The 24616-nt window shown below is 49.5% G+C and carries 18 protein-coding genes; 7 read left to right on the forward strand and 11 right to left on the reverse strand.

What is annotated here, in order from left to right:
* Positions 1-173: 173 nt before the first annotated feature.
* From F1593_RS11240 to F1593_RS11250, 3 genes are all read right to left on the reverse strand, one after another.
* Positions 174-1268: a universal stress protein gene (locus F1593_RS11240; RefSeq protein WP_149401654.1), complete on the reverse strand. Its 1095-nt coding sequence runs from the start codon at positions 1266-1268 to the stop codon at positions 174-176.
* Positions 1269-1592: 324 nt separating this feature from the next.
* Positions 1593-2309, reverse strand: coding sequence for a response regulator transcription factor (locus F1593_RS11245; protein ID WP_149401655.1), 717 nt, complete (start codon positions 2307-2309; stop codon positions 1593-1595).
* A gap of 11 nt (positions 2310-2320) precedes the next feature.
* A complete protein-coding gene (locus tag F1593_RS11250) occupies positions 2321-2515 on the reverse strand; it encodes an ATP-binding protein (RefSeq protein ID WP_268907039.1) in 195 nt (64 codons plus the stop codon).
* 484 nt (positions 2516-2999) lie between these two features.
* Here F1593_RS11250 and F1593_RS11255 point away from each other — a divergent pair, with 484 nt between their 5' ends.
* The 3 genes from F1593_RS11255 (at position 3000) to F1593_RS11265 (ending at position 8668) form a co-directional block, all read left to right on the forward strand.
* Positions 3000-5249 carry a sensor histidine kinase gene (locus F1593_RS11255; RefSeq protein WP_149401657.1) on the forward strand — a complete coding sequence of 750 codons (2250 nt, stop codon included), beginning with the start codon at positions 3000-3002 and terminating at the stop codon, positions 5247-5249.
* A gap of 250 nt (positions 5250-5499) precedes the next feature.
* Entirely contained in the window at positions 5500-6486 is a 987-nt protein-coding gene (locus F1593_RS11260; RefSeq protein ID WP_149401658.1) for a universal stress protein, read from the forward strand.
* 145 nt (positions 6487-6631) lie between these two features.
* Entirely contained in the window at positions 6632-8668 is a 2037-nt protein-coding gene (locus tag F1593_RS11265) for a heavy metal translocating P-type ATPase (RefSeq protein ID WP_149401659.1), read from the forward strand.
* A 76-nt stretch (positions 8669-8744) separates the two neighbouring features.
* Here the strand turns inward: F1593_RS11265 and F1593_RS11270 are convergent, their stop codons facing one another.
* The 6 genes from F1593_RS11270 to F1593_RS11295 all read right to left on the reverse strand — a co-directional run bounded on the left by F1593_RS11270 (position 8745) and on the right by F1593_RS11295 (position 16365).
* Positions 8745-11198 carry an HAD-IC family P-type ATPase gene (locus tag F1593_RS11270; RefSeq protein WP_149401660.1) on the reverse strand — a complete coding sequence of 818 codons (2454 nt, stop codon included), beginning with the start codon at positions 11196-11198 and terminating at the stop codon, positions 8745-8747.
* Between the two features lie 159 nt (positions 11199-11357).
* A complete protein-coding gene (locus F1593_RS11275) occupies positions 11358-13211 on the reverse strand; it encodes a glycoside hydrolase family 15 protein (protein WP_149401661.1) in 1854 nt (617 codons plus the stop codon).
* 153 nt (positions 13212-13364) lie between these two features.
* Positions 13365-14348: a universal stress protein gene (locus F1593_RS11280; protein WP_149401662.1), complete on the reverse strand. Its 984-nt coding sequence runs from the start codon at positions 14346-14348 to the stop codon at positions 13365-13367.
* Between the two features lie 112 nt (positions 14349-14460).
* The gene (locus tag F1593_RS11285) at positions 14461-14847 is read right to left on the reverse strand and encodes a hypothetical protein (protein WP_149401663.1); all 387 of its coding nucleotides are present in this window, start codon (positions 14845-14847) and stop codon (positions 14461-14463) included.
* A 270-nt stretch (positions 14848-15117) separates the two neighbouring features.
* Positions 15118-16152 (reverse strand): universal stress protein, encoded by a 1035-nt coding sequence (locus F1593_RS11290; RefSeq protein WP_149401664.1) that lies wholly within the window; start codon positions 16150-16152, stop codon positions 15118-15120.
* Between the two features lie 42 nt (positions 16153-16194).
* Positions 16195-16365, reverse strand: a complete 171-nt coding sequence (locus tag F1593_RS11295) for a universal stress protein (RefSeq protein WP_149401665.1) — start codon at positions 16363-16365, stop codon at positions 16195-16197.
* Positions 16366-16766: 401 nt separating this feature from the next.
* Here F1593_RS11295 and F1593_RS11300 point away from each other — a divergent pair, with 401 nt between their 5' ends.
* The 3 genes from F1593_RS11300 to F1593_RS11310 all read left to right on the forward strand — a co-directional run bounded on the left by F1593_RS11300 (position 16767) and on the right by F1593_RS11310 (position 20832).
* Positions 16767-17885 carry an FAD-dependent oxidoreductase gene (locus F1593_RS11300; RefSeq protein ID WP_149401666.1) on the forward strand — a complete coding sequence of 373 codons (1119 nt, stop codon included), beginning with the start codon at positions 16767-16769 and terminating at the stop codon, positions 17883-17885.
* 135 nt (positions 17886-18020) lie between these two features.
* Positions 18021-20591, forward strand: a complete 2571-nt coding sequence (mgtA, locus tag F1593_RS11305) for a magnesium-translocating P-type ATPase (RefSeq protein ID WP_172632050.1) — start codon at positions 18021-18023, stop codon at positions 20589-20591.
* Positions 20592-20643: 52 nt separating this feature from the next.
* A complete protein-coding gene (locus F1593_RS11310) occupies positions 20644-20832 on the forward strand; it encodes a zinc metalloprotease (RefSeq protein WP_149401667.1) in 189 nt (62 codons plus the stop codon).
* A 40-nt stretch (positions 20833-20872) separates the two neighbouring features.
* Here the strand turns inward: F1593_RS11310 and F1593_RS11315 are convergent, their stop codons facing one another.
* Both F1593_RS11315 and F1593_RS11320 read right to left on the reverse strand, forming a co-directional pair.
* Positions 20873-22645, reverse strand: coding sequence for a zinc ribbon domain-containing protein (locus tag F1593_RS11315; protein ID WP_149401668.1), 1773 nt, complete (start codon positions 22643-22645; stop codon positions 20873-20875).
* A 19-nt stretch (positions 22646-22664) separates the two neighbouring features.
* On the reverse strand, positions 22665-23330 hold the full coding sequence (locus F1593_RS11320; protein WP_172632051.1) for an IS607 family transposase: 666 nt from the start codon (positions 23328-23330) through the stop codon (positions 22665-22667).
* A gap of 381 nt (positions 23331-23711) precedes the next feature.
* On the opposite strand from F1593_RS11320, the gene F1593_RS11330 reads away from it, so the two are divergent.
* The coding region (locus F1593_RS11330) for a transposase (RefSeq protein WP_172632052.1) at positions 23712-24616 on the forward strand (905 nt) is incomplete at its 3' end.

Consider the following 24616-nt stretch of genomic DNA (forward strand, 5'->3'; position numbering starts at 1 on the left):
TGCCTGTCCCTACCAGGGTGCATCGAAATCTCTCTGTATACCTACCATAGTGCACTGGTCTCTCAAAACGCTCTCACGCTTTGCCCCTATCTCTCATTGGGATCACAATGCAAAGTCCAGTTTATTTCCATCACTTTTGGTCCTCTGTCTCGGTGTCCACCCTACCTGCGGAATCACACATTTGCAGATCTCTCAAAAGAGCGATCCATCTGCATCTGTGCAGTTGGGCGAACAAGCAAAATGGGACAGTGTGTAAGTGCTATAACATGCGCAGCTACGCTGCCAAGCGTTAGCTGGTTTTCAATAGCTAATCCATGGGTTGCCATGGCGATGATATCGCAATCGCCAAAGGCTCCCTCCCCCTCGACGTCCTCTCCGTGTTCAGCGAGATGCACCAGGGTTTCAGCAATTTGTTCGCTTTCTACAACCGTCCAGGTTACTGCGAGGCGATACTGTGCTACGATTGGGGCCATCAATCCCACATGCAGATACGAGGTAACGGCTGCAAGTGACTTTTGTGCTTGCTCCATTGTTTCCGCCACTGATCCATACGCATGTTTCTGTGCGACAACCTCCGGTGGGAGTACCACACGTGCGAGATGGAGTGCCCCGCCATATGGGGATGCAAGCGCGGCTGCTAATTCAGCCGCTGGATTGAGCAGCACATGAGCAGAAGATGTGCCATTGAGTGCGACGAGAATACGTGTCAAACCAGTTGACATGGTAGGCATTGTTCGATGAGCATTGCCCACATAAGCAGGCGTGGGTGATGGCACCTGGTTAATGTTCTCTTCTCGATCTGTTTGAGGATACTGCACGAGTGGCAGAGAACCTTTCTCGCGTAGTAACAGCACGGGTATCGTTGCCCGGCAGACAACCTTCTCAGAGACGCTTCCTAGCATTTTACTCATCATGCCCGAACGCCCATGACTGCTGATCACAATCAGATCAGCTCGACAGGAGGTTACGGCATACAATACAGTAGACGCGACAGGACCAGAAAGAATCGCCTTCTCAACGGTCACATGCGCGAGTTCAGGGGAACGTGCCGTTGCTTCAAGATAGGCTTCCGCTTCGCTCATCGAGATGTCATCTCTGGAGAGTGTTCTGTGATTGTGTGTGGATGAAGGTTCTCCTAGCACAAAGTGATTGACCACACTCACCAGAATTACGCTGCCATGAGTCGCATGAGCAAGACGGGCAATGATAGGAAGAGCGCGAGCCGCTCGTGTTGAGCCATCTAAAGGTACAAGAATACGTTCAAACATGGCAGGTCTCCTTCTCAACTTTCATCAGCGGCAACGCTTGCGCTGCTATCAAAGATGAGACTGTAGGGAGGGGAGGGGGCTTCACGCGACGAATGTCCCCCTCTCCATGTGGACACTTCTCTAGAAGGAACTTTACATGCGTGAACCTACGGCGGGATCACAGAAGCAGAAACAAATGTCACAACCCCATCACAAAAATCCGTCACGCACCATCGGCAAGGCCTGATTGTGTATGACGTAGAGAGTGAATGAGAGATCTAATCGTCTACTCTGTCTTCGCTGTCTTCATCTTCAGAGCAAAGAGGAATGGAAATAAAAAAGGCATCACTCCTTTGGCTTGGTGGAAAACTGATAACCAATACCAACTTTGGTGAGAATATAACGTGGATGAGCTGGGTCTGGCTCTATTTTCCGTCGCAGGCGATTGACGTTTACCTGAAGCATATGACCTTCGCCAACGTATTCCTGCCCCCAGATATACGCAAGGAGAAGATCCTGCGTAACAACACAACCCGCATTTTGCACTAAATAGGCGAGGACACGATACTCTGTCGGTGTCAACACAATCTCTTTGCCATTGACGGTCACCAGTCGTTGTGCGTAGTCAATCGTGAGATTGCCAATTGTGGTTACTGTTCGAGTAGCATGCGTTAGTTCTTGTGAGGTAAATTGTGTTCGGCGTAAGACCGCACGCACACGGGCGACCAATTCGTCGATGTTGAAAGGTTTGGTAAGATAATCATCCGCACCAAGATTGAGTCCTTTCACCTTTTCATCGTCCTGGCCGCGTGCAGTGATAATAATGATTGGAACTGATGAAAACTCACGGACTTTCTGACAGACCGTAAAGCCATCCATTTTTGGCATCATCACATCAAGCAGAATAAGATCGAGCGCTTGTGATTCGATGATTGCCAATGCTTCTTCTCCATTTGTTGCTGTCAGCACATCAAAATCATCAAGTTCAAGACTCCTGGAAACGAGACGAAGCAGTTGTGGATCGTCGTCTGCAGTAAGAATATGCTGTTTTCTTGCCGTCATCCTGGTCTCCTTTAGAGGTAATTGTATTCAATAGGGAAGAGAACGCGAAAGGTACTTCCCTTACCAGGCGTGCTTTCAACCCCGATCACGCCGTGATGTAATTCGACAATATACTTGCACAGCGTGAGACCCGGTCCCAGGCCTGAAACTTCGCGTGTCAATTGCATATCAAAACGTTCAAAGATGCGTTTATGATCTTCATGTATCCTAAAGCAGAGATACGATGGTTATAAATAGAAAGTGCATACATGTTATTTTAATCACAGATGGATTTCAAAAACCAGGGAAATGGTCTGTATTCGAGATCAGCATTTGAGCTGAGATAGCCTCCATGTGTCACAATATGGTAACATATTTTGTACCTGTCATTCTCTTTCGAATGGGAAAATCGATGAAGCCATGTTGCGGCAGATCGCCGGGCTGTCAGGTACGTAACCAGCTCAAACGCAACCGCAAGCTGTATCGTCCCCCTGTACGCAGGAGCCTGAAAGGATGGCCTCCTTTGGATGGACCACTCTTTCAAGGCAGTTATCCAGACACGGTGTACGCATCGGAGGCTAGTTTGATGAGCTCTGACGAGATCTGAACACTCCTTTTGATGATTTCTCCTTTCCAGCTGAACTTCTCAAAGGAGGTCAGAAGAGTCCTGTTCATCTAAACATCAAATTTGTGGAAGGAATAATTGCTACGATGGAACCTCCAAATGTTCATCCAAGTTTATCCGAATCTGAGCGCTTCGCTGCTTTATGCCGTATCGGGGCTGCCCTTATGAGCGAGCACGATGAGGAACGACTGCTTCATCTGATTGCCCAAACAGCTGCAGATCTCACTGGCGCTGAAATTGCTGCCTTTACGCTGCGCCCAATGAACGAGCAAGGAGAACTTCTGGTTCCTGTGGAGGGGAATTTATTTCATCTGGCCGCAGTGGTTGGTGTGACGAAAGAGCAAGAAGAACTCTTTCGTCGCATGCCTCTGGGGGGTGAAGGGTTGTTGGCCCCCATCTTTCGTTATAAAGTTCCGGTACGTGTAGAGGATGTATTTCAATTGATGCATCCCAATCCCGTAGATTCTACTCAGGCACGTAGGGTCGCACGTGATACGGCATACGCTTTTGCTCATGGGCATGTTCCATCTGAAGATTTGCATGCCATTGGAGTTCCACCAGGACATCCGATCATCCGCAGTTTTCTTGGCGCACCACTTCTGGATAGAGAGGGTGAGGTTCGCGGTGGCTTGCTTTTAGGACATACTACTCCTGGTCAATTCACGTCAATGGATGAGGAAATATTAATGGGGCTGGCATCTCAGGCGGCAGTGGCGGTGGAAAATGCGCGCCTCTATCACATCATGCGGATGCAATCACAGGAAATACAAGCCATTTTTGAAAGCATTGCCGATGGTGTAACGCTGGTAGATCAACATGGGCAAATCATCCGCGAAAATCAAAGTGCTCAACAGTTACGTCAGCAATTAGAGGGTCATATTCAGGGAAGGCAGGCTCTTGAGGCACTTATTCAAGCATCTGCTAGAAGCGCTTTTGAGGGAATGGCGGAACATGATATTCCATTAACGATGATTGATGAAAAACATGAATATCGTGAATTTGTTGTAAATGCGTCACCTCTGCGCCAATCTATTCTACCAACAACGGATGGGTATAGAAAACTGTTCGGTCGTTATGATGAGCATCATCCCATCGCCGAAGTCGTTGTCGTCTGGCATGATGTCACTGAAACGCGCAGGCTTTTGCGGGAACGACTTATCCATGCTGAAACGGAAGCTCGCCGTTCCCTCTTACAACGTATCCTGGATGAGTTACCAAGCAGTGTCTACCTGGTTCATGGCCATGATGCACGTTTGATACTCTCCAACCATGCAGCAAAAGCCTTATGGGGTGCGGACTGGCCTTATGAGCAACCCATGATCGAATTTTTACAGCAGAATGCGATTCAGATTTTTCATAGCGATGGGCGCCCCCTTCCTCTCGATCAACTTACCACCTTGCGCGCAGTGCAATATAACGTGTCAATTTACCAGTATCAGGAGATTATTCGTCATCCAGATGGCTCAACGTTACCAGTACTGGTGAATGCGATTGCTCTAAATCCAGAGCAATTTCCCCTGCATTTCTCTCAGAGCGCAACATCACCATATGAATCTGCTGCACTTGTTATGCATCAAGACGTTTCAGCGATGAAAGAGGCGGAAGCATTGAAAGATGATTTTATAGCTATTGCAGCGCACGAATTACGGAATCCTTTAGCCGTTCTTCAAGGGTTTGCACAACTATTGCAGGCACAATCGGTACCTGTAATAGGTGGTGTATTAACCCTTGACCAACAGGAATCACTTGAAGGAATTCATCAAGCAGCCAGACGTTTGGGAGATTTGATGGATGATCTTCTGGATGTGACACGGCTACAAGCGGGACGACTGCACCTCCATCCGGAGCCAACTGATCTGGTCACACTGGTGAACCGTGTGGTAAAGCGTTTCCAGTTGACAGCCAGACATCATCAATGTCTTGTCGATGCTCAATCTGCTGTGCTGGTCGTTTCGATTGATGTGCCGCGTGTCGAACAAGTCCTCACGAATATTTTGACCAATGCCGTCAAATATAGCCCTCAAAGTGAATATGTTCAGATTACATTGTGGGAAGATCAAGAGCACAAATGCGCAATAGTAAGTGTCAAAGATAATGGCATTGGCATTCCAGCACAAGAGCAGGCACGCATCTTTGGCCGTTTTGTCCGTGCGGAGAATGCATGTGCCTATGGTATTCATGGGACTGGCCTGGGATTATATTTGAGCCGCGAGTTCATCGAACGGCATGACGGACGCATCTGGTTTCAATCCGTCGAAGGGCAGGGAACCACATTTTTTATCTCCATCCCTCTCTACTCTGAAGATGAAGAAGGCGAAGACAGAGTAGACGATTAGATCTCTCATTCACTCTCTACGTCATACACAATCAGGCCTTGCCGATGGTGCGTGACGGATTTTTGTGATGTACGTGTGACATCTATTTCTGTTTCTGTGATACCACTGTATGTTCATACGTGTAGAGTCTCTTACAGAGAAGTGTTAATGGGTAGAGGGGGCATGGATGGTATGCAGCCCAACCCCACAGTCTCATCTTTGACATCTAACCAGGCGTTGCCGCTGATGAAAGTTGAGAAGGAGACCTGCCATGTTTGAACGTATCCTTGTGCCTTTAGATGGCTCACCACGAGCAGAACAAGCACTTCCACTGGCGACACATATAGCGCACATCAATCACAGCAGCATTTTTTTGCTACGTAGCGTTGAATTCATGAGCATCTATAGCATGCAAACCGTAGGGATGATGGAACGCATCCAGCAGCTTGAGGAACAAGGGGCAAGAAACTACCTGAATAGTCTAAAAACATCAGAGCTATTGAAGCAACTTCCTACGATGATAGAGGTTTATGTCGGCGATGCCTCATCAGCTATTCTGGAAGTGATTACGCGACAAAGCATTGACCTGGTGGTTCTGTGCAGCTATGGATATACAGGTCTGAAACAGTGGGTATTGGGGAGTGTGGCTCAAAAGATCGCACGCACATGCCCGGTACCAGTATTGATCCAACGTGATGAACAACATCCACTACCATGCGGAGTTGACCGCGAAGGACAACCCATCTTTCGAGTCTGCATTGCGCTTGATGGCTCATCGCAGGCTGAAGCAATCATAGAGCCAGCTCTCTCAATTGCAGCAGCCTGTGCCCCATCACGCCAGGCCGAGATACATCTACTACGTATTATCGAACCGCTGAACCAGACTGATGAAGATGCCTTCAAAGAGATTTATCAGATCGATCTCAAGGAACTCATCCACCAGCAAGCACAGATCTATCTGCAAGATGTGGTGAAACGCCTGGAACAAACGACAAAATCATATGCAGGCATCAAGATCATTGGTTGTCTGAGAAGCAGCGCAGATATTGCCCAAGAGATAATCCAGTATGTAGAAAACGGCAACTCCGACCAATCTCCCTCCTGCCAGCTTTTAGCGCTGACCACCCATGGACATACTAAATTAGATCGCTGGATTTTTGGGAGCATAGCAGAAAGGGTACTCAATCGGACCAGGCTTCCCTTGCTCATTGTACGACCTCCACAGCAAGAGATGCTCGCACAGGCCCGGCCAGCCTGAGCTATATCTTCTCTGTAAGACAACAACAAAACCTATGACTCAGCACAAAAATGGTTGGGCAGACGCTTCTAGATAAATTTCGTCTAACCAGGCAGGGGCCTCTATAGCAGAGGAAACTGTCTGGTTAGATCGTACAGGTGATACCATGACAAAACACAAAGTAGAACAAATACAGGCACAAAAAATGGAGGAGAGACATTTTGCACAATCAGAGGCACCATCGTCTGGGAAGACCACACAGATATTTCGGTGTACACATTACTGGTCTCTGTGCAAACGGTATCCTATTCCGGCAGTTGCACTCCTCCTGTTGCTCATTAGCGTGCTGCTCTGGCTGGCTCGGCGCAGTGATCTTGCCGACTGGGTCTTGCTAGCAATTCTCATTTGGGGCGGTATTCCTCTGCTTTGGGAAACAATCAGAAGACTCTGGCACAAGGAATTCAGCATTGATATCATTGCGGGCATAGCCATTATTGGTTCACTCTTGCTGCATGAATATCTAGCGGGGGCAATCGTGGTCTTAATGCTATCGGGAGGAGAGGCACTGGAAGCCTATGCGCTGCGGCGTGCGCGTAGCTCGCTCTCCTCACTGGTCGAACGGGTGCCACGCACTACCCATATCTGGCAAGGAAAACAACTGCTCGACATCCCAGTGGAAACAGTGCAGCCTGGAATGATAGTGGTTATTAAACCAGGAGAACTGGTGCCGGTAGATGGGGCCATCGTGCAGGGTTCATCGAGTGTCAGCCAGGCCGATCTCACAGGCGAACCTATCCCTGTTCGCAAAATACCTGGCATGGGACTCCTCTCTGGCAGCGTCAATCTGGATGGTATTCTAGAAGTCCGTGCCAGCAAGCTCAGTGCAGAAAGTAAATATGCCCAGATTGTTCGGTTAGTAACAGAGGCCCAGGAACAGAAAGCGCCGATTCATCGCCTGGCAGACCGCTACAGCATTGTCTTTACGCTTCTCACCATTGTGCTCGCCACTGCAGCATGGACAATGTCTGGCAATCAGGTCTATGCACTAGCCGTCCTGGTAGTTGCCACCCCATGTCCACTGATACTGGCAACTCCGATTGCGATTATGTCAGGCATCAACATGGCCGCTCGTAATGGCATTATTGTCAAAAGTGGCTCAGCTATTGAACAATTGGGAGAAATAAACATCGCTGTTTTTGATAAAACCGGCACACTGACCCTGGGCATGCCAAAGGTCTCCTCCATTCTTCTTGCCACTGAAAGCCAGCGGAAAAATCCATACACAGAAGACGAGATCCTGCGCTATGCCGCCTCTGTTGAACAGCTTTCAACCCATATCCTGGCCTCTGCCATCGTTGATGCTGGGCTGAAAAGAAATATCACCCTTGCTACTGCCAACAATTTTGAGGAAATCTTTGGAAAAGGCGTTCATGCTACCCTCGCAACCAGCCAGTCTGAAGAATATCAAGGCGAAGGAAACTCTATAGCAGTCGCTGTGGGCAACCGCACATTTATACGCATGTTGGATATTCCGTTGCCAGAATATTTCTTAGAGGAGAGAGAACACAGACGCTTTCTGGGCCAAATTTGTAGCTTCGTTGCGCTCAACGGAACAGTTGAGGCACTCATCATCATGGAAGATGTGCCTCGCCCGGAGATCAGACAACTCTGTCCCAAACTTAAACAATCAGGAATTGAAGAGATTATCTTACTCACAGGCGATAGTGAAGCGGTGGCGCAACAAGTCGGGCATTTGGCTGGTATGGATCGCATTATAGCTCGCTGTTTACCAGAAGATAAAGTGCACGTGGTGCAAGATTTAGAGTCAAAAGGGCTGAAAGTTTTGATGGTCGGCGATGGCATCAATGATGCTCCCGCCCTGGCAACAGCAACCGTTGGGATGGCGCTGGGAACCCAGGGTCTCACGGCTGCGGCCAGTGCCGCTGATACCGTCTTACTCTCCACCAATATTCTAGGCGTAAGTACTGCGGTTTTCCTGGGCCGTCGTGTCATGCGTATCGCCCAGCAAGGTATCTGGATTGGCATGGGCTTGAGTGGCCTGGCAATGGTCTTCGCAGCCTTTGGCTATATTCCTCCTGCGGCGGGAGCTATCCTCCAAGAAGGTATTGATGTACTTGTCATCTTTAATGCACTGCGTGTAACTGCCATTCACATTAAAAAAGGCAGTGAAGATTCATTTTAATTGGCATTAGAGTCTGTTAAGTGTCATGTGACACAGAAGGAATGAAAAGGGAAGATACCGTTCTTATCTTCCCTTTTCATTCCTTGTAATCGAGCTTCAGGAAACGTTCAAAAAGATGGGCGCGCCATATCCAGCGTTGAATGATGCTCCAGAGCAGCGATGCGGTCCCAATTAAAAGATAACCATTCATACCGAGGGCAGCCAGACTAAAGAATGCACGCAATGGTGCAATGGTGATAACGATCAAATAGGTGATCATCAATCCCACTGCCAGCAATGTAGGCCGCCAATCCCCACTGAGTTGACTGCCACCTGACCAGAAACGTGTCGGTGGAACAACAAAAGGGACAAGTAAAAGCCCACTACAAACTGCGAAGGTTGTCAATGCGCTTTGCGCGATGAGTTGAGCAGTAGCAATGCTGTTGCTCGCATCTTCTTGCGCTTGGAGGAAAGCGACAAGATAAACGCCAAACGCTACCAGGCTCAAAGTCACGGCTGCGGGGAGAGAGAAACGCAAGAGAACGCGCATAAGGCCATGTCGCGTAGGTGGACCAGGATGTGCCCATGCGGTCAATGCGACGGCAATAACACCGACCGTCTCGAAAGTAACCAGGGCCTTTTGTTTTGGCGCAAAGGGAAACCCTCCCAATGCAGGAATGGTAAATAACAAGAACGTCAAATACATCACCCGCGTTAAAAAGAGTTTCATAGCACTTTCCATGCCATTGCGTATGCGTTGCCCTTCAGCGAATATAGAAGGAAGTGCAGCAAAAGAGTCGTGGAGCAGGACGATATCTGCGATCCCACGCGTCGCCTGGCTTCCACTCTCCATCGCTATCCCCAGGTTCGCTTGTTTGAGTGATAGGATATCATTGACGCCATCACCTATCATTGCAACGTAATGATTACGCATGCGCAATGCTCGCACCAGGCGTTCTTTTTGTTGAGGTGTGATGCGTCCAAAGATGGTTGTTTCCTCAGCAAGTTGTGCTAATTGCTCCTCATCGAGTTGATCCAGTTCGCCGCCGGTTACCACATGATGGGTATTGGCAATTCCCACTTGCTGGGCTAGTGCCGCAACGGTATGTGGATGATCGCCAGAAATAACCTTGATCTTGATACCAACCTCAGAGAAACCGATCAGCGTTTCTTGTACTGCATGACGAAGCTCATCACGCAGGCTCACCATCCCTAGTGGACGCAAATTAGTCGGTAACGCTGGCCTGGCATCGATAGTATGCAACGGGGCTGCATGAGAGGAATATGCAAAAAGAAGGACACGCATACCACGCATTGTTTCTTCCTCGATGAACGGACCCAATTCAGCCCCTGCCTGGAGAAATGGAAGGAGCACTTCCGGTGCCCCAAGAACGTAGATACCTCGTAATTCCGTATCGGTGATCGACAGAGCACTCCACTTGCGCGCCGAAGAAAATAGTATCTCGTCACGAATGTGTAGGAAATGCACGTTATCCTGTGTACCACAAGCTATTCCAATGGCGGCACTCGTCGCATTTTGACTCGATGTATGCGCTACATATAGAGCCAGGAGCTGCCTTAGCTCTATCTCAGTGATCCCAAGCGGCAGTATCTTTTCTAGCACCAATGTATTTGTAGTTAATGTTCCAGTTTTATCCAGACAAAGCGCATCCACATTGCTGAGAGACTCGATTGCGCTCAGGCGTTGCACTAAAGCATTTTTTCCTGCGATCCTCAAGGCTCCCATTGCGTAAGAGACACTGGTTGCCAGGAATAAACCAATGGGGACAATGCTTACGACAATCACAGACATTCGTACTGTCTCGACCACCGGGGTTTGATTCGCCACAGCAACAAGGATGAGAATGATCTCAATATACAGCGCAACCAGTAAAAGTGCTTGAATAATGCTATTGATCTGTCGCTGCAAAGGGGTGAGTATGCGACGAAATGCACGTGCTTTTGCCGTAATTTGGCCTGCCACACTTTCAATTCCTACATGTGCTGCATGATAGTATGCCGTTCCCGCAATACAAAAACTGCCAGAATAGAGCAGATCGCCGTTTTGTTTTGTAACGGGATTTGATTCACCGGTGAGTAGCGATTCATCAACCTCAATCTGCCCCTCTCCCACCAGAGGTCCATCGACGACAATTTGATCACCCACAGAGATGGCTAAAAGGTCACCTTGTACAATTGCTCCTGGATCGATGAACTGCTCATGCCCATCTCGTATAACCGTTGCTTTGGGTCGTGTCAGCAATGCAATACGATCAAGAGCGTGTTTTGACCGTATTTCCTGAATAACGCTAATTACAACATTGAATAGAACCACACCTGCTGACACTATTGCCTCTGAAACCTGCCCAAAAAAGAGCAAGGCCAGGCAAAGAACAAACAAGATATTGTTCATCAAGGTAAAAACATCTTCGCGAATAATCTGGGCATAGGTGCGACTGGTCTGTGGAGGCATGACTGCCCCTTGACCAGCAGCGCGTTTGGCTGCAACTTCGCGTATAGATAGTCCTTGCATAGATTGATTGGTAAGCATAGAAGACCCATGAACCTTTCAAAGCTATTCTGGTATGGTTATTTCTACTATCGGTCTTGCAGGGCAGTCCATGTAGAGAAAGATACTTCTTCCTTTCCCATAACGTTGCTCAGCCTGATAGCCACGAGGGTGCCTTGTTCAGGCTCAGTATGTATTATTTTAAGGTATCGCTGACTTCTCTCTATTCAATGCTTGATCAATATGATAACAAGCAGTGATCAACGAGAGATGCGTAAATGCATGTGGATAGTTGCCAAGTGCTTCACCAACAAGGCCGATTTTTTCGGCATAGAGTCCCACATGATTGCTATAGGTGAGCATCTTCTCCAACATCAAACGCCCATCATTGCAATGCCCGGACCGTGCGAGGCTCTCTGCGAGCCAGAAACTGCATGCACTAAAAGTATCTTCTTCCTTATCGTGTTGACCATTTTTTCTTTTTCTGGGGGAGAACCGGAGCACAAGTGCATCTGTGGTAAGTTCTTTCTGAATACGATCGATGGTCTGCTGCATACACGGATCGGTGGGGCTAGTAAACTTGGTAAAAAGGAAGAGAAGCGCGCTTGCGTCAATATCTTCGCTTCCATAATATTGGATAAAGCTCCTCTTCTGCTCATTCCATCCCTGATCCATAACCTGTTCATAGATCTGCGCACTTATGCTTTCCCATTCATGGATAGGAGCAGGCAGGCCTCGGTAATGAGCCATGCGTAATGCTCGATCAAAGGCAACCCAACACATCACGCGAGAATGAACGAAGCGCCGAGGTAACTCACATTCTTCCCATATTCCCGCGTCTGGTTCTTGCCAATGGCACCTCAACCATTCGAGTGATTGACACACATGTTGCCAGAGATCATAGGAGATGAGTGAATATCGATTAAAAAGATAAATGGCATCCATAAGCTCACCATAGATATCCAGTTGCTGATGGGCCGCTACCGCATTTCCAATGCGGACCGGCCGACTACCACGATAGCCTTCCAGATGATCAAGGGTGACCTCCGTCAAATCATGATGACCATCAATACTATAAATTGGTTGTAAGGCACCATGTTCCCCAATTTCATGACAGCGAGCATCCAACCATCCCATAAATGCCTCAGCCTCCTGGGTGAAGCCAAGTGAAAGGAGCGTATAGATGGTATACGAAGCATCCCGCAACCACGTATAGCGATAATCCCAATTCTGAGTTCCGCCAGGTATTTTTGGTAAACTCGTGGTTGGCGCGGCAACGATTGCTCCTGTGGGTGCATAAGTCAACAACTTGAGGACTAACGCTGAACGCTGAACCATCTCGCGCCACCGCCCCTGGTAGCAACATTGTGCCAACCAGTTCCGCCAGTAGTTCAACGTGTGCTGGAGGTGATCATAATAGAGTTCATTTAGACGGTGAGCGGGTATGACCGCCCCTTCTCTAACATCTTCCAGGAAAAAACGTGCAGAGTGACCAGCATGAAGTGTAAACGTCGCCGACACGTTCCTATCATCATCTTGCAGCAATGGAACCGAGGAAGTCAGAGCCAGTTGTAGATCATTTCCCTGGAAGAGTGCACCTTCCTGTGTGATCGTGACGCCGGGCATCTCGCGCGCATACTGAAAAGCTGGGCGACATGTTAGCTCAAGTGTGAGGGAACCACGTATGACTTTTACCGAACGAATTAAGAGAGAACGATGCATATTACCTGTACGATGTCTGATCGACATAAAATCGGTAATTTCTGCCACTCCATCGCGGGTGATAAAACGTGTAATAAGGATATTTGTTTCAGGAACATACAACTGATCATGCCTGATAGAGGAGGAATCGGACTCAGCAGGTGCAATACGGAATCTCCCTCCATTGTGGGCATCGAGAATAGCCCCAAAGATACTGGGGGAGTCGAAATGTGGAAGACAATACCAGTCAATGGAACCATTTTTTCCAACAAGGGCAACGGTATGCATATCTCCAATAACCGCATAGTCTTCGATAGGCTGATAGCCCGTAAGTTTGTGAGGTGATGTATTCATATCGTAATCCCTTTGGATGCTTTTCTAATCAGGATTGTCACACTTGTTTATGCTTTAAAGCAAGTCTTTAGCTGATCGATTCATCTTCTCCTACCTTCTTTGGCTTGTGATAGATAGCCAGTCAGTTTCTTCTGACTGGCTTTATTGAAACTATCAGGTTTCACTGGTGAGTGGTACTGGCTCATACTGATGGGGCATGGTCAGTGGTTTGCCTGCGGCGGCTGGACGGACGATCAGCATAGGGAGCTGTGTACCAGCGCGAACCCGCTCGGTGGTGCTGCCTAGCGTCCAGAATGGGAGCCCTGTCAGGCCATGGGTGGCCATTGCGATAGTGTCACAGCCTCCAAATATGCCGCTGTTCTCAGCATCCTCTCCATTTTCTGCCACGCGGATGATCCCGTCGGCTATATCGGTATTCACTGCGATAGACCAGGTGACTGCTATATGTTGGCGTGCAATGATAGGCGCAATCTCTCTTTGTTTGATTTTGGTGATGATGGTTTGGAGATAATATTTGGCTGATGGAAGCCAATTCTTGTCATCAATAACGAGGGTCAGATGTAGTGCGCTGTTGGTTGAGGCGCTTAGCGCGGTGACCAACTCTGCTGCAGGCTCTAGTGCTGTCAGAGCAAGGGGCGAACCATCTAATGGCACAAGGATGCGCAGCGGTTCAACGGGATCGGGATGGGGACCTAGCGGGAGGGCACCTTTATCGCGGAACAACAGGACTGGCATCTCGGCACACCGGGTCACTTTATCGGCCACACTACCCATGGACCAGCGTGATATGCCAGTATAGCCATGTGCGTTGAGCACGATACTATCCGCATGCTTTTGCATGGCTGTGGTCAAGATCGTTGCGCCTTCGGAGCCGAAGGGGACCACGATCTCTGTGTGAATACCCTGAAATGGTTTGCTCTGAGAGAGAGCGACGAGATAGTTTTCAGCATCAATTTTAGCATTGGTGGATAAATCCTGGGAGAGTGTTGTTTGGGAGAACGAAGGCCAATTGGGGTTGACGACGCGCAACAGGATAATTGTTCCTCCGTTGGAGTGGGCCAGACGCAGAGCAACTGGGACCAGGCGTTCAGCACGTTTTGAACCATCGAGTGGGACAAGGATACGTTGAAACATCATGGAGTCCTTCTTTCTTTTCTGATCGACATTATATGATTATCAATGCAGCTATCTCCTAAAGGATATGTAAGGTACGCTAAGGTACACGCTCCATTACGCTGGAGTTGTTATCTTAACTGTGTTCAAGATGAACGTAAGCAGGACTGCTGACATTAGTGGCGGATTGTTTGAGATGAGGTTGTTTTTGCCTCAACCATTTTTCACCATCGGAGATGTGCGGTGGAATTTTGCCCTGACAATGAATGATACATAGCGGTATGGTTGCGGATATGTCAGGCAGATAAATGGCACATTCTCCATGGCTGATGATCATCTCTGCACGAGCCTCTAGCAGTTGTGGTGCCATCATGGCCAGAATTTTAATTCCTTCGGACGCTTTCCAGCCTACTAGTGGAATTTCACTGGACTTGATGATCTCTGAATTGATATCCACGATGTGGTTGGGATACCAGCTCTCCAGAGCGTATAAGCAGACTTGTAGGTTATCATGGAGATACATAAGGGAACCTCCTCGCGTCTATACGTTTTGCGTTGTGTTGCTAGTAGAACTATCTCTTCATCAATGGGAATCCTCGCTTTCGGAACCTGTAGCGTTAGTACCCCACTTTCATATGAAGCTGAGACAACTTTTTCTCTCTATTCCTTTACCTCTATTAAAGTAATAGATCCTGGATATTTCAAACGTGTCACAAGAAGGACATCGAGATCACAGACAAGTCACAAAAGAAAACACAACTGCTCTCAGCCGTTACACCATATTCGAGAACAGTTATATAATCGGAACATCGACTGGTTTTCTGTTTCTTGTTTGTGTTTTCTGCTTTGATTTCGTGGTATGGACGACCAGTAACGGTTTCCGAGCTGCATCAAACACTTCTTCCGTGAAACTACCCAATAACAAGTGTTGAAAACCGTGTCGCCCATGCGTGCTCATGGCGATAATGTCACTGCCTGTGGATCCCGTTGTGCCGCCAATACATGTGCTTTCTTCGATGATGCATCTGGTGATATCCTCTACATTTGTATAGGTCACGACTGAAGTAGTCATTGCCAGGTTGAGCGGAGCCAACGCTCCTGTGAGTACGCGCTGTTTTATGTGTTGGAGGTAACCCATCGCCTCTTCTTGACGCTCTTTATTGATCTGTTCTCTTTGTTCTTTCGTTTGATGTTTGTCTGGCTCTACATTCTGAACAACACGAGTCAGGTGGATTGTGCCCTTTCCTGGGTGTGCCAGAGCTGCACTCAGGAGTGCTGCGGGGCGTATGGCCTCTTCCGCTAATGGAGAGCCGTCCAGAGCGATCAGGACATGTGAAACATGCAAGCGGTCTATCGGCTGATTTTGTGGTTTGTTTATCACAAGTACCGGGAGAGGACAGTTGCGTACTAATTGTTGTGCTGTACTGCCCATGATCCAGCGAGAAAGGCCTGTTTCCCCATGACTGCGCATGACGATCAGGTCCACGCCTTGCTGTAGCGCATAATCAATAATCGTATTGGCCGCACCTCCCAGCAAAACTTCTGTTTGCACTTTGAGGTTGTCAAGATGCTCGTAAGTGGTAACCTGCTCCAGGTATGTCTGGGCACATGAAAAGGCTGCCTCCCTCATCGATTCTGTGAGATCTATCGGCGTGAGGGGAGAGAGTGGAACACAACTAGATGGTGGGACAACGCGAAGCAACAGTAGTTCAGCATTGCTGGCGCGAACCAGATGGGTCGCCAGTACAAGTGCCTCCTCTGCCATTGGAGAGCCATCTAATGGGACGAGGATGCTTTTAAATCGAGGAAGGCTGGTTTGGAAATTCATGTCTTTCTCCTTATCTACAAACTATGCAAGAGAAGATGTTGCTCATGCTAGCTGTGCCTGAGTACTGCGGAGGCCGAAGGATGAGCAATTTGAATTAACCACGCGTAGCAAGATAATTGTACCTGAATGGGCATGTACCAGTCGCAGGGCGATCGGAATTGCACGTTCAGCATTGTGTGAGCCATCAAGTGGAAGAAGAATACGTTTAAACATTGGTCAGCCTTCTTTGTTTAGAATTGTAGCCTTATCCTGACAATTACCGACAGTCCTCTCTCTATCAAAATACCTGCCATGCATAGTGATGCTAAACGATCTTTGCCCCCCAGCCCTCTACAAGGATGGATCACAACCTCCATGCTTACTATAGTGCAACGATCTCTCAATGTGCTCTCACAATCGGTTCTTGTCTCTCATTGTTATCACAATTCAAGCAGCAACTTTTGGTTGTGCTTACGAGCCCGAATTCTTTCTAACATACTATGATCGTCAATGCACAATATTGTGATCATGAGGGGCTGTTTTGAGATCTTATTGTGAGTTGAATCAGCTATGTTCTTCATAGAGAAGAAACTTCTACTAGAGCTATCCTATAATGAAAAAGGAAGGAGTGGATAATGAGCACAGGTGGAATTCGACATGAGATCTGGAGTTCCGTGAATCCCACCAGTAGAGAGACACACCTTGATCACCGTGTTGCCATTATTGGAGCTGGCCCAACTGGATTACGTGCGGCTTATAGTCTGATAAAGCGTGGCTATCAGGTGACCTTGTTTGATATACTTGCGCATCCAGGCGGAGCACTGGTCGATGCAATACCATCTTCCCGTTTGCCGCGTGCTCTGATTACTCATGATGTTGCATTGCTTCAGAAGCTTGGTGTAGAGTTCCGACTCCAGACAGAGCTTGGACAGAATCTTTCATTCCCAGAGGTGTTGCGCACTTTCGGCGCGGTCCTCCTTGCGACCGGAACGCACCACGTTTGCCATTTACATATCTCAGGAGAGACGTTGCTCTCTGGTATTCTGCCAGCTCGACAGTTTCTGCATGCCATAGCCATTGGATCGGTAGTTCCCATTGGCAGGAATGTTGTCGTAATCGGCGGAGACCGAACTGCAGTATTCGCTGCCCGCGCTGCATTGAAAGCAGGTGCGAGAACAGTGCAGATAGCATTTGCTGGAAATCGTGCGATGATGACTGCCTCTGCGGATGAGGTAGAGGCTGCGCTGTGCGATGGTATTCAGCTACGCGAACAAGTGTCAGCCAGAAGCTTTATCGGGACAGAAGAAGCGACGTTGCAAGCTGTACGTTGTTATGAAACTATTGTAACAACCTCCAAATGGGAGCAAGCGCCGATTCCTAAACGTGTGCTTGGAACAAACGTCGTGCTTCCAGCCGATATGAGTCTGATTGCGGCTGGAGAATTGCCTGATCACTCTTTTCTTCCACCCATGTTGCTGGCTCAACGTTTCTGGCCTGCTATAAATGCATACGAGAATGCAGTATATGCAAAAAACATTCCAGGGCTCTTTATCGCAGGTGGATTGCTTTATGGAACAGGAACAATTGCACTGGCACTAAAACACGGTGAGCAAGCGGCACGCATGATAGATGCTTTTATGTGTGGTATTCCTTTGAGTGATGTGCCAGAGCTTTCAGGTGATGAGTTGGCCCTGACCGTAGCGCTTCCTATGCTCAAGTTAACGCAACGCACCAGTACGACAAGCAACAGATGAGATCAACGTAGGTAGAGAAGATAGCATCAAGAAATAAATGTGCAATCAAAAACCATTTTTTCTATAACATGATGATACAATCAACCCGAGCTCTATTATAGTGATAGGTATTTGGACGTACTATTGGAGTATAGGATGCAAGAGTCATTTCCTCTACCAGCAACCCAGGCTCCTCCCGGCGAGGGGGAAATTGACATACAGACGGTGCCATTACAGCACCTCTTCGAGCAGCTAGAGAGCAGTGAGCAGGGATTGACTGGTACAGAGGCTCGCAAGCGATTGGCGGCCCATGGTCCCAACGATACGACTGGGTTGAAGCACACATCGCCGATTGTTCAGTTTCTCCGCCTATTCATGAATCCGCTGGTTGCTATCTTGTTTATTGCCAGCGTCGTCTCGGTGATCCTGGGAGATCGGATCAACGCCAGCATCATCATTGTCATCGTCCTGCTCAGCAACATCCTCAACTTTGTCCAGACCTTCCGATCTCAGAATGTCGTCGCAAAGTTGCGTGCGGACGTTGCCCCCATCGCGAGCGTGCGACGCGATGGGATATGGCTTGAACTGCCACGCCGTGAGGTAGTGCCGGGTGATATCGTTCGTCTGGCGGCTGGCGACCTGGTGCCTGCCGATGCACGGCTGGTCCAGGCAACCGATCTGCATGTACAGCAGGCCGCACTGACCGGTGAATCGCTACCAACTGAGAAACACGCGGATGATGGTGGCGATGCTACTGAAAGTTTGGTTGATGCGCGCAATTGTGTTTTTCTTGGGACCTCAGTTGTCAGCGGCCTGGGGACCGCCCTGGTCACCGTAACTGGTCGCGACACCGCCTTTGGCGATATTGCTGTGCGTCTGGCCAGCCGTGCGCCCGAGACCGAGTTTGAGCGTGGCATCAAGGGCTTTGGTCTGTTGATTATGAAGACCGTGTTTTTCCTGGTGGTCTTTATCATCCTGGTTGGCGTCCTTGGTCATCATCCGCCATTCGAGACTGCGCTCTTTGCTATTTCGCTTGCTGTTGGTCTAACCCCCGAGTTCCTTCCGATGATTACGACCGTGACACTGGGACAGGGTGCACTGCGGATGGCAACGCAGAAAGTGATCGTCAAACATTTGGAGTCGATCCAGAATTTTGGCAGCATTGACATGTTGTGTAGCGATAAAACGGGGACGCTAACCAGCGGTGAGACGAAGCTCGAAGGGTTCCTCGATCTCTCCGGGCACGCATCTGATCGCGTGCTTCTGTTTGGTGTCTTGAATAGTACCAGCCAGACCGGGATCAAGAGCCCACTCGATGAAGCAATTATGCGGCATGGCACGCTTACTGTTGATGGGTATTGCAAGGTGGGTGAGATCCCGTTTGATTTTGAACGGCGCTGCCTCTCCGTAGTTCTCCGACACGAGAAAGCCTATTTGCTGATCACCAAAGGCGCTCCCGAGAGTGTCCTGGCTCGCTGCACGACCTATGAAAGCGCTGGCGAACTCAAGCCATTGGATGGCGTGGGTTGTGAGGGACGAACAACGTATGTGAACAGGTATCGTGATCTGAGTTCGCAGGGATACCGTGTGCTCGCTGTCGCCTACCGTACACTCTCACCACAAGCAACCTATAGCAAAGCGGATGAGCAGTCTCTGGTGCTGCTCGGTTTCCTCGCCTTTGCCGATCCGCCCAAAGCAGATGTCGCCCAGGTTCTGCAAGCACTCAAGCGTGATGGAGTACAGGTCAAGATCGTGACGGGTGACAATGAATTAGTGACACAGCATGTCTGTGAACAGGTCGGATTAGCGAGCAGCAGGATTGTTCTGGGCAGCGAACTGGAGCACATGACCGATCCCGCGTTATCTCAGGTGGTCGAGGAGGTCAACGTGTTTGCGCGCGTCTCCCCGGCGCAAAAGAACCGCATTATCCTGGCGCTTAAGAGCCGCAAGCACGTGGTTGGTTATATGGGCGATGGCATCAATGATGCTCCCTCGCTGCATGCCGCCGATGTTGGCATCTCAGTCTCGACCGGCGTTGATGTTGCCAAGGATGCGGCTGATATTATCCTGCTCGAACAGAGTCTGCAGGTTTTGCACAATGGAATTCTAGAGGGACGCAAAGCCTTTGGCAACGTCATTAAATACCTGCTAATGGGCACTAGTTCCAATTTTGGCAATATGTTCAGCATGGCGGGGGCGTATGTCTTTCTGCCTTTCCTTCCCATGTTGCCGTCGCAGATTCTGCTCAACAACTTTCTTTACGATCTTTCTCAGGTGACCATTCCCACTGATAACGTGGATGCGAGCTATATCAGAAAGCCACAGCACTGGGATATCAAACTGATCCGTAATTTTATGCTCTTCATCGGCCCTATCAGCTCGATCTTTGATTTCTTGACTTTCTACATCATGATATGGGTCTTCAAAGCTGGGCCTGTGCTCTTCCATACAGGCTGGTTCGTCGAGTCGCTTGCGACCCAGACATTGGTCCTCTTTATTATTCGTACGGCAGGCAATCCGCTGCGCAGTCGTCCCAGTCTTCCGCTCGCGCTGACGACGCTGCTGATTGTTTCGATTGGAATCATTCTTCCCTTTACCCCACTTGCTGGACCACTTGGATTCACCTCCTTGCCCATCCAATATTTTCTCTTCCTGGCGGCAATGGTTGTGATCTACCTGTTTCTCGTTCAACTGGTCAAGCTGCGCTTGATGAGACGGTATGCTTAGAATTGTTTGGAGATACATCTTTGTACTTTTTCTACATAGAAGGGAGTGTTCTATGATGCCTGGCTCTTTGCGTATTGGGAAAATTGTGGGGATAGATATCGCTTTTCATGTGAGCTGGCTGATTATCGCGGTGCTCTTGAGTTGGTCCATAGAGACGGGATGGTTCTCTGTGCGCTATCCTGGCTGGTCGGTAACCACCTATTGGACCCTGAGTATTCTGGCAACCGTTTCTAAAACATAGGACAAGGTAGGACTATCTACGGCTATCGACCCTGCGTTGTCTATCCACACGCGTCTAACATGAGAGAAGATGGATAAGAAGAATGCAGAGTGACAGAGTAAGTCCAGCCGTTGACATATATTTTTCCTGCATAAAGCAGGCAAGCCCGTGGGCTGCTCGCCGGAAACCGTAGCGGCGACCCCGCCAGCATATAGCAGACGGGTTTGACGTTTTTCTCCTGTAATTTGGGGTGAGAGATCCCAACCATGCGTTTGCGTCGTTGTGCTTCTTTCAGCCATGCGGCACCAAGTCGCGCAATGTTGAGCGATGCCGCATAATCCCGTGACCCATTCCAGCCACAGTGCTCGCAACAGAGCCATGCGCCCCAATCGATGGCCTTCCCCAGATGCTCAGATGATTTGTAGGTATCAGCAGGTTTCCCACAATGAGGGCACGTGTGCGAAGTTCCACGAGGTTGCTGCCATTCGAGGTGAATCCCAGTTAAGAAACACTTGTACTTCAAAATGCGCCAAATCTCGCCTCTCACCTGCGTGTTGTTCCTCCAATTGCGCCATTTTCCCTTTGCATCCCGTCCTCTTCCCTGTGACTTCATCGATTTGAGGGCTTCCCCGGCAATTAGTGAACAGCCCGATGCCACTGCCAACAGGAGTAAGACATTGGCCGCCATGTGCGCCAAATCGTGATTCCTCGCCTCGTACTTGCGCCAACACAATGAAATCTCTTTGCGCAACACGGTTAACTTTTTCAGACAGCGCTCCCCTCGTGCATCCCCTCCCTGAAGGCGGTCGCAGTGTGCTTCCAGCTTTGCCACTTTCGCTTTCAAGACATCAATCTGCCGTCGGGTGCGTGCCTGCTCGCCATCAAAACACCCCGTATCGAGAAAAAACGGACGCGTCAACTGATGCCCGTCAAGATCGACGACAGTCGCCGTAATCAATGTCCTGACACCCCAATCGTATCCAAGCACGTTGCTCATGTCTTTGGGTTCTGGTACCTCTCGGATTGGCACTTCGACGATGACATCAAGTACGACGTAGCGGGTCCCATCAGGCTCTTTCACCTCGCGCAAGACGGGAGCCTGCAGGTTCCCTTGTTTGCACTTGTCCAGAACAGCATCGGGGATGGTAAGCCGGATCAGGTGGTCCCGCCAATCGCGTGACCAATTTCCCTGTGCATCTGGTGTCCGAAAAGCAAGTACGATCTGCTTTTGCTTGAAATCGACGGCCATACGATAGGCTTGCCCCATCGACCCACCATCATCTCCGGCATACGGAAGCTGCGCAGCCTGCATCACTGGCACGTTTTGCATTTCTTCATAAGAAGCTGGGAAACAGCCGTTTTTGAAGTAAAAATTGCACGCTTGCTCGACCAGGCTGAGGAGTGCGACATGACTCCCACCATCCTCATCATTCTGCTTCAGCGCGTCAAGGGCCTGCTTGATGGTCGGGCGATGCTTGTGTGGGCGCGGTGCTTCTGACCTGGATACAATCATGCCCTCCGTCAGGATGGGATGGATCAGCGCGAATTGCTGCTTGCGCTCTGCCTGTGCGCGTAAAATCCTTCCCGCCTGTTCTGCTTCGCAACGGAACAGGCGGCTTCCATGCGAGACAGGCGGCGCGATCATGGCTTCAATTTGTTTGTAGGCGTATTTGTTGGTGCGCACGCTGCATTCATCCAGACGCGGCCAGAGCGTGGTGATGACCTGGTTGGTGACGGAACGGGAGACATCAAGCAAGCGCAACGCATCCACCTGCACGTCGTCTGGGAGGCGTAGCGGATACGAGAGGGACTGGCTGGTGCTCTTCTTGCTCATGGATGCCTCTTTCTCTCGATCACAGAGGATCAGCGTGAATGTCTGAGAGGAATTCAGGAGCGTTCAACACCTCCTGAACACACTTGATCAGTTCCTTCTGCTTATGGCTGCGCATCCCATACAACCGGCCAGAAAACGCAGTGATAATGGCGAGAAGGTCGTCAGTCAATTCTTGCTCAGGGATTTTCGTGGCATCAGATTCAAGGACGGTAAAAGTGACATCAAAGCTAGTGAACAGTGTTTGCAGGTATTCTAGGCCGCAGCGTGTGAGGCGATCAGCGCAGGTAACAACCACTTCGGAGACATGATCCTCAACAACCAATTTCAAGAGCTTCTGAAGATTCTTGCGGGACGCTTTGAGGCCAGAGCCCATGTCGGAGAGCGTGAGTATCTGTTCTTTCTGTCCCGATCGTTCGGTGGTAGCCCACGCTTGTAATCGGTCGATTTGCGTCTTGAGATCATTTTTCTGTCCCTGTCCACTCACGCGCCCATAAAGAATCAGGAAGCGACTATTCGCAGTTCCTACAAACTTCTCAATTTCTGAACGAGGAATGCGGGCTTCTTTCCCTACCCAAATAGCTTGAATCTTTTCTTGCTTGATCCATCTTCGTACTGTTTTTGAACTGAGTCCCAATTCGTGGGCTGCTTTACTGATACGGAACAGTTTTGGTTGCTCTTGCTTCATGAAGCCTGCGTCCCTACCCCCTCTATGATGTCCTGGTAAGTCTAACATAGTCCTACTTTTTGGTCAACTGTTAACTACCCTATTACCCTATTGCTATTTCTCTCGGTCTTCTTGCACGAACTGGCACATGCCCCATATGCGTTAACTTAGAAAAAAGTACTTGAACAATTGAAAAAAAGAAGAGGCTGTGGTTCTCTTGAAAAAAACATCGAGTCAGGAGAAACCAATGCCTCAACCAACTCATCATACACAAAAGTGGCTCAGTGAGCAATTGCCCGAGCTGATCAATCAGCAGTGGGAGCAGGAAATCCTTCCTCTCTTGCCCGCTGGATATGAACAGAGGCCGCCCACCGCCTGGGTGCCTATCAACGACAGCGTGAAGTGCGCTCCGTCCTCGTCCTGTTGCGAGCGCTGCTTGCTTTTGTGCTGTGCAGCTCCTCCTTCCGCAATCTGGGTTGCTGGGCGGTGATCAATCAGGTGGCGGATATTTCCCATGTGGCCTGGCACAAACGCTTGCAACGATCCCGCGATTGGCTGGGCTGGCTCCTGATCCAGATGATGGCCCTGCCAACCACAGAATCTGACGCCTGGGGACACAATGCCCATCGGGTGGTTCTGGTGGATGGAACGCGACTCAAACAGCCTGGAGGCTGTGGCGATGATTGGCGAGGGCATCTCGCTTATGACTTGCTCCATGCGTGCATGATCGATGTTCGCATCACCGACCGACACACGGCGGAAGCGTTGACGTTCTTTGACTGGCTGCCTGGGGATCTGGTGGTCGCCGACCGCGGGTACTCTCGCCGTCCTCAGGTCGCCTGGGTGCTCTCGCGGGGAGCCCATATCTTGGTGCGTTTGTCTGTCAAGTCCTTTCCCTTAGAGGATGGCTCAGGAGCCAGCTTCGACGTGGTGAACTGGCTCAAAGACAAAGCGCCTGGTTGTTACGAACAGCGCGTCAGTTTCACCCATGAGAAGCGGACCTTTCCTGGACGGGTGATTGCCCAATCGTTGAGCGAGGCTGATGCAGAACGAGCTCGTGCGAAAGTGCGACGCCGTGCCAGCAAGAACCAACATGAGCTACAAGAGGAGACCTTGTTGTTGGCTGGATGGTTGATTGTCTTCACCTCTTTACCAACGACGAGTTGGTCCACTGATCAGATCTTGCAGCTCTACCGAGCACGCTGGCAAGTCGAGCTCGTTTTCAAACGGATGAAGCAGGTTCTCAAACTGGCACAATTGCGTGGGAAAACACCTCAGAGCAACGAAGCCACCTTGTTCGCCTTGCT

Origin of the sequence: Dictyobacter arantiisoli, from assembly GCF_008326305.1 — a bacterium.
Classification (GTDB): Bacteria; Chloroflexota; Ktedonobacteria; order Ktedonobacterales; family Ktedonobacteraceae; genus Dictyobacter; species Dictyobacter arantiisoli.